Source organism: Mucilaginibacter defluvii (assembly GCF_039543225.1).
GTDB lineage: Bacteria > Bacteroidota > Bacteroidia > Sphingobacteriales > Sphingobacteriaceae > Mucilaginibacter > Mucilaginibacter defluvii.
The window spans coordinates 1,078,621-1,091,580 of record NZ_BAABJI010000001.1 but is presented as its reverse complement, the minus strand read 5'-3'; the positions used below and the strand labels follow the sequence as shown (position 1 = coordinate 1,091,580).

The window sequence follows — 12,960 nt, the reverse complement described above, 5'->3', positions numbered from 1 at the left end:
AGGCTGCGTTTTTATTAAAGGGGTATTTACAATTTACTTTAAATCGTTCAGTATCGGCTTAGCCAAACTGCTTAATTCGGTTTGGTCAGGTTTTATCAGTTCAAAAACCACAACCTCATTTTTACCTTTATTAAGCCACTCGGCAGGTACATAAACGGTTTGCTGCGGACCAATGCTCCAGTAACGGCCCAGGTTATGCCCGTTTACCCAAACCACACCCTTACCCCATCTGCGCATATCCAGGTAGGTATCTTTGGTATCGGTAAGTGAAAACTCGCCATATTTTAATACCGGCTGATCAGTCACGGGCTGGTTTCCGGTAATTTTGGCTATCTCCGGCTCATCAAATGGCAATTGAAACATCTTCCAATCATATACCGGCGCGCCGTTAAGCAATACGGCTTCGGTTATGCCCTTTTTATTTTTGAGCAAATACGGACCAAAGTTGATACGGCCCATGTTTTCAACCAGTATATCAAGGGTTACATCGCCTGCCGGTAAATCAACTATCATGCTGTCCTGCCCTAAACGGCGGTCGAGCATACCCACTCTTTTAGAGTTAACGAATACTATACCGTAATCGCGCAGATCCTTTATTTTAAGCTTGGCTTTACTGCCGCCTTTAATTGTTGTACGGTAAAGCACATAGCCATAGGCCTGGTTCATATCCTCAAAAGTAAGCGGCGTTTTATTTTGCTTTGGCGTACCAACTATGTTAAACACGCTCACCTGCTTTTGCATTTTGATGGCAGGCATTGCCACTGATGGCTTGGCAGCAGGCACATCCGGAATTTTTGTACCGGCCGGCAAATTCTTTTTGATCACTTCCCTAAACTGCATGAACTTGTCGGTAGCGTTACCGGCCTCATCAAGCGGGGCATCATAATCATAACTGCTTATTTGCGGTTCGTACGGTGTGCTATCTTTAAAGTTAGCGCCATTCATAAAACCGCGGGTGGTACCACCATGAAACATGTACATATTGATTGATATACCACCACGTAAAGCTGAATCAAGGCGGTTTACGTAATCTTTGGCAGGTACGGTGTGGTGCGGTGTTCCCCACCAGTCAAACCAGGCCGGGTACCATTCGGCAACAAAATAAGGCCCTTTGCCGCTATTGTATTTGTTAACTAGTTCTTTTACCTGTTTCGGGTTGTCAATACCGTTAACGCCGGGTAGCAAACCAGGCAAATGCCCTCCCTCAAGCGCCGGAACCGGATCACAAGTTGAAAGTATACCATCAAAACCGGCATCCCTAAACATCTTTTCGTTAATCTTCAGGTACTCTTTGTCACTGCCGTATGAGCCATACTCGTTTTCAACCTGTACCATCAGGATGTTGCCACCATGGTTTATCTGCAACGGGGCAAGCTGTTTGCCTACCTCGTTTATGTATTCGCGGTATTCATTCAGGTATTGTTTTTCTTTACTGCGCACTTCGAGGCCCTTTTCGTTTTGTAACCAGTATGGATAGCCGCCAAACTCCCATTCGGCGCATACGTACGGGCTTGGGCGTAATACCACCCAAAGGCCTTCTTCTTTGGCAATGCGTACAAACTCGGCAACATCATTATTACCGGTAAAATCGTACTTGTTTTTTTGCGGCTCATGCACGTTCCAGAAAACGTAGGTGCCAATTGTGTTTAAGCCCATGGCTTTGGCCATCTTCATACGCGAGCGCCATGCCTCGCGCGGTACCCGCGGATAATGCATTTCGCCGGATATGATTTGAAATGGCTTACCATCCAGCAAAAAAGTGCTGTCGGCCAAGCCGAAAGAGTGCTGCTGCTTTTTTGATGCCGAGCAACCGCCAAGCAGCAGGGCGGCAAGCAGGCATGTAATAACTGAGCAGGAAAATTGCTTCATAATACGGGGTTAAGTAATGTATAATTTATTGGCTTTTAAACAATCATGTTTGGCTTAGCAAAATAAAGGGCTGGGGCAAACGCCCCCGCCCTCTTTCCAACCAACCAACTTACTAGTAACCTTCGTTTTGCTGTAGTTGTCCGCCTGAAGCCTGAATTTCACTTCTTGGTATTGGCAACCAATAGTGTTTGGTTTCAAAGCGGCGGCCGTCAAGCGCAACCTTGGGTGTGTAAGTAAATCCTGTAGCGGTTTTGGTGATGGTTACACCGGCCGCTGGTTTATTTTCTGTAACGTCAGCTATCTTCCAACGCCTAACATCGTAAAAACGGTGTTCTTCAAAGGCAAGCTCAATACGGCGTTCGCGGCGGATGGCCTCACGCATGGCCGATTGGTTTGACGCGATAACATCAGGCATGTTTACACCTACGCGTTTCCTGACCATATTTACCGCCTGCCTTGCTGACATTGTTGCGCCCGTAGGCACCGCATCAGGGCCTACAGATTCATTAGCCGCTTCAGCAAAGTTCAGTAACACCTCTGCATAACGAATGTATATCCAAGGCTGAAAGCCTGCATTACCCCAAGGGTTTTGTAACGGATAAGCATCGTTCATATACTTTTTAAGGTAGTAACCTGTTTTGGTAGTGTTCCAGTTGTCAATACCATCACGACTATCTTTACCATCGGGCACAAAGGTTTCAATATTACGCTCGCGGTAAGGGGCGCCATTAAATAAAATAGTTGCATAAAAACGTGGATCACGGTTTGCGTACGGCTCATTCTGGTCATAGCCTGAAGTAGGATCGGTTATCGGCTTACCACTTGTCATTTCATAATCATCAACCAAATTTTGCAATGGCGAATTACCTGCCCAACCACCATAGCCGTTTGGCCCGTTGGCAATTTCCAGGTGTACGTGATTGGCGTTTTTGGTAAACAGGCGTTCAAATATTACTTCGTTAGTTTCGTTTACCAAGAACATGTTACGGTAACCGCCTGCATAAATACCATATTTATTAAGCGCGATAACGGCTTGTGCAGCAGTAGCCGCGGCTGCCCAGGTACCGCTATTGTAAAGCGGACTTGCAGCATACAACAACAACCGTGCTTTTAACGCTAAAGCGGCGCCACGGGTAGCCCTGCCTAATTCCCAGGTGCCATCATTGTTCAATGGTAATTTGGCAGCCGCATCGTCAAGTTGCGCTACGGTGTAATCTAAACCATCTTTAATAGAGGCACGGGTAAACAGTGCCGGGTCCTGCAAATTATCTGTCAGGCCCACCACCCTGTCGCCCATTAGTACTACTTTACCATAGTTGCGTATCAGGTCGTGATAGCGGTATGCACGTATAAATTTCAATTCGCCTTCTAACCTGGTTTTATGTCCCTGGCTCATGGTTAGGCCCGGTAAAATGCTCAGGGCATAGTTACACTCGCGTATGCTGCGGTAGCTTCTGCCCCATATTACACCGGCGCTGCCGAGGTTTTCGGGCGCTAACTGCCCGCGTTGAATTAACCACGTAGCGTCATCATTATTGTAAATAGACTCATCGGTAAATGAGCTCATCATGCTATACTCAAAACCACGGCCAAAACCGGGGTTTGAACCATCAGCCTCTTTATCCTGTAAACGTGTGCCGATGTAACGCGCGGTAACAAAGGCCTCAAAAACAGACGTATCTGATGATATTGCCGACGAAGCTACGATTGACGTAGGCGTAACGTTTAAAAAATCCTTTTTACAAGCCGCCAGGCTCATGGCACCAAGTACCATATAAAGCGGCTTTCTATACATCAATTTCATCTTTACTTCAATTAAAATTTAACACTTGCACCTAAGTTGATAATACGTTGTTGCGGATAGAACTGGCCGCTGCCGCTCGTGCCTTCCGGATCATAATCCTTAACCTTGCTTATAGTAAACAAGTTGAACGCGCTGGCATAAACCCTTAAACCTGATATCTTGATTTTTTGCAGGAAGGATGCCTGTACGTTATAACCAAGTTCAACGTTTTTCAAACGCAGGAACGACGCATCATTTAACCAGAAGGTATTATTGTACTGGCCACCACTGATAGCGTTTGATGCCCGTTCGGTTACGCGAGGATAAGTACCGTTAGGATTTGAAGGACTAAACCGGTTATCAGCCCAGCTGCTGTAAAAGTTACCTACGCTACCTGCTTCAGGCAATACATACTGGCTAACCTGTGCCTGTCCGGCAAATAACAGGGATACATCAAAGTTTTTGTACGATGCATTTGCGGTGAAGCCGTAAGTAATTTGAGGTATGTTGCCATACTTGGTACGGGTTTGGTCATCCGCGGTGATCTTACCGTCATTATTATAATCAAGGTATTTCAAGTCGCCCACTTTCGCGCCCGGAACGTGCGGGTATGCATCCAGTTCTGCCTGGGTACGGAATAAGCCGATTGAGTTGTAAAGTAATGACGTACCTATTGGCAAACCGGTTTGGCGCTGATAATCAAGTACGCCTGCGGCCTCGTCAATAAATACTATTTTGCTTTTAGCAAATGTAAAGTTACCTGAGATACCCCAGTTGAAACCCTGGTTGTTTGAATTATAACCCAATGTACCCTCAAAACCTGAACTGTTCACCTTACCTATATTTTCATCAGGCGTAAGGTTAGGACCGCCGTAAGGGTTTACTATACCCGAAGAACCCGGTATAGACGCATTTCGCGCAGTAAGAATACTTGACCTTTTTTGGCTGAAGTATATAGCCTCAATAGTAAAGTTATTAAATATTACTGCGTTGATACCCAGGTCGAGCTTGCGGGATGTTTCCCAAGTGATGTTGGGATTGGCTAACTTGGTGAGGTTGATACCCGGTAAAATGCGCGGGTCGCTACCGGAAACAAAACCATTAGTATATAACGTAAAGTTATCAAAGTACTGGAAAGGATCAACTGCATCATTACCCAAGGTACCATATGAAACCCTGAACTTTAAATCGTTAACGGCTTTAACATTATCCTTGAACCAATCCTCTTTTGAAACGCGCCATGCACCGGAGAATGATGGGAAATATCCCCAGTTTTTGCCGCCCGGAAATATTGATGAACCATCCGCACGGAATTGCGCCTCGAAAAGGTATTTCTCGTCGTAATTGTACGTTAAACGGCTGATGATACTGCGGCGGGTATAGTTTGTGCTGTAACCGGAGTTTAAATAATCGGTGGCAGCGGTACCACCTTGCGAAAGCTCAGGCAGTTGTGTAGACAGGAAGTTAAAGCGCTGCGCATCAAAATATTCGCCATGCGTTTTGCTTTGCTCGTAACCTACAAAGGCGCTGAAATCGTGCAAGCCGAATTTGCGCGCAAAATTTAACTTGATATTTGACGTAACCAGTGAGTTGCTGTTATAGCTCTCGCTCAAAGTAGCCTTTTGGTTGTTACCACCTGTTATAACCGGCAAATAAGTATCTGTTGCCTGATCGTAACGGTACAATACATAAGGCTTGCTGAAGCTTTTGTTAAACGCATGTGATTTATCAACCGAAAAGAAACCGTCTAATGATAGCCCTTCAATACCCGGTAATTGATAGCTACCACGCAAAATGCCATTAAATACTTGTGTAGGGTTATCAACAGCACCGCCCGCGTCTGTTACCTGAACAGCCGGGTTATTGTTTTCGATACCGGTTGTTGGCAACCCGTTAGGATAATAAGCAGAGATAATAGGCTTAGCACGATAAATAGAACGAAAAACATCGCCCGCGCCAATTTGCGGGAATTGCCTGTTTTCCTGCCTGCCCGATAATGACAGGCCTACTTTTAAGCGGCTTGAAATATTTGCATCGATATTTGAGCGGAAGTTGTATTGCTTGTATTTGGTTACACCGTTTTTGTAAATACCATCCTGGTAAATGGTACCTAATGAGGTATAATACTTCACATTTTCGTTACCGCCGCTTACCGACAGGTTTTGCTGGTTTTGCAGCGCTACCTTTTTTAGCGACTGGTCAATCCAATCCGTATTTGGATATAGTAACGGATCAGAACCATCCCTGAATTTTTGTATCTGCTCCTCGGTGTAAGCCTGGTTTAAACCGCCGGACGGGCTTGAATCATACACGATCTCATTCATGATCTGCGCATATGTAGCCGCATCGGCCATTTTAGGCAAACGGGTTGGAGAACTGAAGCCTTGGTTGAAAGTATAATTAATAGATGGTTTACCGGTTTTACCTCGTTTAGTAGTTACCAGTATAACACCATTTGCAGCACGGTTACCGTAAATTGCAGCAGATGCATCCTTTAACACCGATACGCTCTCGATATCATTCGGGTCTAAACGCTCTAAACCGCCGATTTGGCCCGGTACTCCATCCACAACCACTAAAACACTGTTATTACGCGTTGTTGCCAAACCACGGATAGTGATGTTTGAACCATCATAACCCGGCTCACCGCTGCGGTTATTGATTACCACGCCCGAAAAACGGCCGGCAAGGGAGTTTGACAGGTTGGGCTGCGGACTTTTAACTAGGTCAGCACCTTTAACCTGGGATATGGATCCGGTTAAAGTTTCCTTTTTCTGTGTGCCGTAACCCACTACCACAACTTCGCTTAATGATTTGTTGTCGGGCGCTAACTGAATGTTCACTTTTGAACTGCCGCCGATAGGTTTTTCAACGGTTTGGTAACCAATAAATGAGAATACCAACACATCGCTTTCGCTGTTTGCCTGCAAGGCGTATTTACCGTCAACATCGGTAACAACACCGGTAGTGGTTCCTTTAACGGTAACACTTACACCCGGCAGTGGCGCGCCTTTTTCGTCAGTCACCACACCGCTTACCGGAAACTTGTTAACATTAGCGCTAACCCGGTGCAACGGATTAATTACCGCGGCATGTACCGGCCTTACCGCAGTTACCGACAAAGCAAGCAGGGCAATTGCCAAAGCCGCTTTTGACGATAAACATGGAGGCGATACTTCATTTCGTAGAGTTTTTCTCATGCTCATAAATGGTTAAATAAAAATTAGTAATTGGTAAAATAGTCCGCGTTGCTGCAATAGCAGGGCTACAGCCCAAGCATTACATATTTAAATAAGCCAAGCGGTTATTTTAGGTTTATGTGGCTAAGTTGGCGTTTAAAAGCATCGCCAAAAAGGGGGGAATGCATAAAAAAAAGGGGGTAAACTGATAATTTACCTCCTATACTTAACTTATTAAAAAATGATTAAGATACTGATATTAACCCCATTACCTATATTTTACCAGATCGGGGTTAACAGAAAGCCTCGCCGATAGATTTTTGCGGTACTTTTTAATGTACTGCGACGGGTTCATGTTAAACAGCTTGTTGAACTGCTCGCGGAAGTACTTCGGATCATTAATACCAACGAGATAAGAGGTCTCCAATATGGTGTTATCGGTATTGATAAACAATTCAGCCGCCTTGCGCAAACGGATGAACCGGATAAAACTATTGGCCGATTGGCCGGATATCGATTTGATTTTTTTAAAGAGGTTTGAGCGCGACATGCCTATCTCGTCAGCGAGTACCTGGATGTTAAAATCAGGATCAGTGATGTGCTTGTTCACCACGCTGATACAATTGTCCAAAAATTCCTTATACTCGGCAGATATACGCAGATTGGCCGAGTTAAGCGTTACCTCGTTATAAAAATACTTTTGCAGGTTATTTTTGCTTTTGAGTATGCCGGCGACGCGCGCCTTCAATATCTCCTTATCAAAAGGCTTGCTGATGTAATCATCGGCGCCTCCCTCAATACCCTTTAGCTTAATTTCAGGCGATGAACTGGCCGTAAGCAATATGATCGGTATATGTGATACGGCTACATCTTCTTTAATTACGTTACAAAGCTCAATGCCGCTCATTCCCTGCATCATCACATCACTGATAACCAGATCGGGCAGATACTCTTTAACCTTTTGTAAGCCGGTTTCGCCGTTGTTGGCTTCGTAAATGCGGTATTCTAACCTGAATATTTGTTTCAAGTACTCGCGCACATCATCATTATCATCAATTATAAGCAGGGTTTTAGCATCGGTAGCCAACTGCTCATCATACAACATTTCCTCGGCAGCCTCTACCCTTGCGTTAGCGGTAACTTCATCCTCAATGAGTTCCTTCAGGAATTCTGAACGCGTATCGGTATCTTCAATAATCTCACAATCATTCAAATGAGTGCGGCCCTTTAATAAGGATATGGTAAACGTAGTACCTTGGTTTACTTTGCTTTGATATGTAATGCTTCCTTTATGTTTTTCGATGAACGTACGTACAATGTACAAGCCGATTCCAAAGCCGCCTTTAAGCGCGTTGTTTACACCCGGCTCCTGGTAAAAGCGGTCGTACAGCTTTTCACCCGTCGAATCAGGAATGCCGCAGCCCGTATCCCCTATCTCAATCACTACATTATCAGCGCTGTTTTTTATCGAAAGAGTAACCCTACCATTCTCAGGTGTAAATTTTATAGCGTTCGAGAGCAGATTAAATAAAACGATCTCCAGCTTTTCCCGGTCGGCAAATAATTCAGCGCTCTCAATATCCGTATCAAAATCAAACCGGATATTTTTTGAACGTGCCTGGTGGCTGAAGCATAAAAACACCTCTTTGCTCAGGCTCACCACGTTCAGCTGCGCTATTTTTAGGTTATCCCCTTTTAAATCGGCCTTACGGAAAAGCAATAGCTGATCAACCAAACTAAGCAAACGGCGCGCGTTGCGGTATACCACATTTAAATTGGTGGTATCAACATTTTTATCATCACGGTACAACAACTCCTTTACGGGGTTTATGATGAGTGTAAGCGGCGTACGAAACTCATGCGAGATGTTGGTGAAAAATGAAAGTTTCTTTTCGCTCAGCTCCTTCTCTTTTTCGTTTTCTATATGTGATATGCGTATTTCATACTCTAAATGCGCCTGCCGCTCCCTATACCTGATGTAGCCATACACCACGCCGACAGCCGCAAGCGCGTACAAGGCATACGCCCACCAGGTAAGGTACCATGGCGGCATAATGATAATGGTAAGCTTGCGGCCTGCATTATTCCAAACGCCATCGTTATTAGAGCCCTTAACCCACAATGTGTAAGTACCTGGGTTTAGGTTAGTATAAGTTGCCTTACGCTGTTTACCTACAAAATTCCATTTTTTATCAAACCCTGAAAGCTTATACGCATATTCATTTTTTTCAGGATGGGTAAAGCTCAGCGCAACAAACTCTACCGAGAATACACTTTGCTGATAGTTGAGTTTAACCTCTTTTGCCAGGTTAAGGTTTTCACGCAGTGGCGACTTGTCGCCCGGTACTATTGATTTATTGAATACCTGAAAATCCGAAAAATAAACCGGGGGTACGCGATTGTTATATGGTACGCGCATTGGGTCGAAATATATTATCCCCTCGCTACCCGCGATGTATATACCTTTTCCGCCGGCATTGTACATTACATTGTTTACAAATAACCCATCAGCCTCGTCAAAATTCCTTACCGTTTTTTTTGACGGATTTAGCACCGACACGCCATTTTCAGTAAGTGCCCATAAATTGCCGCCCGCATCAAGGGTTATATCATTAAAAACATTGCTTGCAAAACCGTTACGGCGCGAGTAAACCTCAAATGTTCCTTTTTGCTTATTAAACTTGTTCAAGCCATCAGGCGTACAAACCCAGAGATTGCCGTGCCCGTCGGGCAAAATAGTTTTAACGATGTTGTTGCTGATGTTGCCCGGTGTGTTATTGTCAGCCGTATAGGAATAAAACCTGCCGGTACGGCGGTCGAAACGACTAAGCCCCCCGCCATAGGTACCTATCCACACGGTATGGTCGCCATCTTTTAGCAGGCTGTACAGGTGATTATTATCAATAGAATATTTATAGTTTTTTTGATTATAGTAATGCTTAAACTTACCTGCATTACTGTCAAATATCTTAAGGCCTGCGTCGGTAGCTAACCAGTACTGACCGGGATCAACCTCAATAATGTCCCGGAAAACATCCTCATTAAATAAACTACCTATAGCGGAATGATGTTCAAAATGCGTAAAGCGGTTAGTTTGCCCATCGTACCTATCAAAACCATTTTCCGTAAGCACCCAGACACTCCCTTTGCTGTCCTGGTAAAGCTTGGTAATATCATCACTATGCAGCGCGCCGTTGGCCTTGGTATAAACAGTTGACCGGGAGTTTCCGTTTTGGTAACCATATTTAAACAAACCGTTGTTTGTGCCCACCCACATATCGGTACCGGCAACTAAAATGCTTTTTACTACACGATTATCAATATTGAGCTTAAACAGGTTGAATTTGTACTGTCCGTAGTCAATTTTGGTTAAGCCGCCGTTTGAGCATATCCACAAAATTCCATCCTGATCAGCATACGTGCTTCCGTTTGAAAAATTGGATGTACCGGGTAACATCTGCCAACCCCCGTCCTCGGTATTAAACCAGTAATAGCGCTCAGTTCCGCCAATCATCAGGGTGTTTTGCCCCGTATTCATGATGCTAAACACCGCTGAGTTTCTTCCCGCCGTGCAAGGGTAAGCCTTAAATTGCGATGTTTCCGGGTCGAAACGGAAAAGCCCGTTCCAATAGGTACCTATCCATATTTTACCCTTATCGTCGGCACATATCGCCCAAACATCATTAGGGTTTTTAGCGCCAGGCTTATAAGCCTGTTTGTAATTGGTAAAACGCCTCGTTTTTATTTCAAACTTATTAAGGCCGCTGCTCCAGTTACCCAGCCAGAGGTTGCCTTGCCCATCCTCAATTATAGCGTTAACAGATTTGCCTTTCATCGCCGTAGCCGAACCGGCATCGGGCTGGTAAACGATGAATTTATTTTCAGTAGTATTATACTGGTTAAAGCCATCATCGGTACCAACCCACACAGTGCCCCGGCTATCAACCAATAAACTGAATACTTTATTATTGCTGAGCGAATGCCCATCCTTGTCGTTATGATAAAACCGCGTGAACTGCTCAGTAAGCGGATCGAACAGATTTAACCCATCCATGGTGCCTACCCATAACCGGCCCTTTCTGTCCTCAACTATCGCGTTAATGTAGTTGCTGGTGATGGTGTTGCTGTTGCCCGGTACAGTTACATAAGTCTTAAACGTGTAGCCATCAAACTTACACAGGCCATTCTCTGTGCCTACCCACATAAATCCACGCTTGTCACGTATGGCGCAGGTGGTGCTTCGCGATGGTAAACCATCATTAGTAGTATAAACTTTTTGCGCGAAACTGCCGGGCGCTTTTAGCCCACCGGAGGCTGTACGCCACACCTGCGCGTTTGATGCTTTAACCCCAAAAAGCAGCAGCAAGCATATCAAAATTTTAAAAAACCCCCTCATCTACGCGCGCTATTACCGTAAATTATATCAGAAAAGCGTTAAATACAGGCATGCGAGTAATGCCCGGTGCTTATAATTGTTACGGTAAAAATATAAATAATATTAATGATATGTACTGATTAAATCATTGCGCCTCGTCTAATTAAACACAATAGTAGTAACCGATCTCGGCTTCAGCATTACCGGCCCGCCTGCTTTTTGCACCAGCGAAGCCTTCAGGTTATCGTCCGCCGCTGCCGAGGTAACATAGGTACGATAGGTTGATCCTTTTTTAAGATTACTCAAATTAAGCTTTAAGGCGGTGATATCCCTGGTATAGTTAATCGCAACCACCACCAGCTTACCTTTACCATTGGTATAAGCCGAAACCATTACATCCTGCGCTTGCTTGTATAAATTAAGGTTATCATTACGCTTAACCGCAATGCGTTTCATCTCGGGGCGTACAAATAAACTGTAGTTACCCATGGCCCATAAATTTTTGGTGACGGTAAATTCACCGTCGGTGTATTCTTTATTTGGGTTGAGGGCGATGAGGTAATAACGCGTATCAAACTCGGCGCCGCCCGGTTCATACGAGTTCCAGAGGTGCCATGCTGATGCGTTGCCCACGGTAAGGTCATGGTGTATCATTTTAGCCAGAAACAACGCGCAATCAATAGCGCTGCGCCTGCCTTTTTCGCCTTCCCTGAAACCATCGTCAAGCATCGAATATTCCGACTGCCAGTATTCAAGTCCGTATTTCTTAGCTGTATCCGCAACATTTTTGCGCACGTTTATAATGGTGCTATCGCCTTTATCAGTAAAATAACTGTGGCCGGCCACTACCGGCGGCACAAATTTGAGCTTACTGAAATTCAACTTGGCGGTATCGGCATATAACTGCTGTATTTGTTTGGACGATGCTGTTTTACCGCTATACAAATAGGTAAGCATGGCTGCCTCGGTAGTTAATATTCTGGTCGACAGCTTATTTTTTTCAAGTTCGGCGTTAAGCGATTTAATAACCCGGTGTATCTCGGCATTCGTCCAGGGGCTGCCCTCCTGGCTGGCCTTCCCAGGCGGATTCGACCAATCCCACTGTGGCTCATTAACCGGACTGATGTAGCTGAAGTGCAACCCTTCCTTATCAAAATGCTTAATCACCTCGGTTAAAAAGGCTGTGTAGGCGTCGTATTTATCTTCTTTCAGGTTTGATATATAATCCTTCTCCGTTTTAAAGCCACGGCCGTTTTTAGTGAACTGCACCGGTGGGGTATTTGAAAAAGCAATCAGGTTTTCAACTCCATAACTTTTAGCCTTACGCACAAACCATTGGTAACCGGCCTGTTTATTCCAATCATACGTACCATCCGGAGCCAGAAAACTCTCGGCTCTCCTCCTGAAATCAACTATACCGCTACTGTCACCCTGTTCGGCAGTACCACCGCCAATATTGAAACGCCAGGCAGATAGGCCAATACCTTTAGGATTTCCCTGCGCATCACTTTGTTTGCTAAAAAGCAGTTCGGCTATTTTTTCGCGCTTGGCTGATGGCCAGTATTTACCAATTCCCTCAGAGAACCAGCAACCCGAAGCGCCAATGTTATGTACCGTTTGCGCCGTTTTGCTACCATCAATAGTAACGGTAAGTTGCTTTGTAGCGGTTTGCGCACGCACGTTAGATGCCGTACCAAATGCAAACAGCGTTGCCAGGGTTATATAATTGATCTTCATAGGTTAAGAATAAATAA

5 protein-coding genes are annotated in these 12,960 nt (G+C 44.8%); all 5 read right to left on the bottom strand.

The window, feature by feature from the left end; translation table 11 throughout:
* Positions 1-33 precede the first annotated feature (33 nt).
* The 5 genes from ABD960_RS04935 to ABD960_RS04915 all read right to left on the bottom strand — a co-directional run bounded on the left by ABD960_RS04935 (position 34) and on the right by ABD960_RS04915 (position 12,943).
* Positions 34-1,869 (bottom strand): glycoside hydrolase family 35 protein, encoded by a 1,836-nt coding sequence (locus tag ABD960_RS04935; protein WP_345329801.1) that lies wholly within the window; start codon positions 1,867-1,869, stop codon positions 34-36.
* A gap of 112 nt (positions 1,870-1,981) precedes the next feature.
* Positions 1,982-3,673: a RagB/SusD family nutrient uptake outer membrane protein gene (locus tag ABD960_RS04930; protein ID WP_345329800.1), complete on the bottom strand. Its 1,692-nt coding sequence runs from the start codon at positions 3,671-3,673 to the stop codon at positions 1,982-1,984.
* Between the two features lie 11 nt (positions 3,674-3,684).
* Positions 3,685-6,852, bottom strand: coding sequence for a SusC/RagA family TonB-linked outer membrane protein (locus tag ABD960_RS04925; protein ID WP_345329799.1), 3,168 nt, complete (start codon positions 6,850-6,852; stop codon positions 3,685-3,687).
* A 247-nt stretch (positions 6,853-7,099) separates the two neighbouring features.
* Positions 7,100-11,227, bottom strand: coding sequence for a two-component regulator propeller domain-containing protein (locus ABD960_RS04920; protein ID WP_345329798.1), 4,128 nt, complete (start codon positions 11,225-11,227; stop codon positions 7,100-7,102).
* A gap of 138 nt (positions 11,228-11,365) precedes the next feature.
* Positions 11,366-12,943 carry a glycoside hydrolase gene (locus ABD960_RS04915; RefSeq protein WP_345329797.1) on the bottom strand — a complete coding sequence of 526 codons (1,578 nt, stop codon included), beginning with the start codon at positions 12,941-12,943 and terminating at the stop codon, positions 11,366-11,368.
* Between the last annotated feature and the right edge of the window lie 17 nt (positions 12,944-12,960).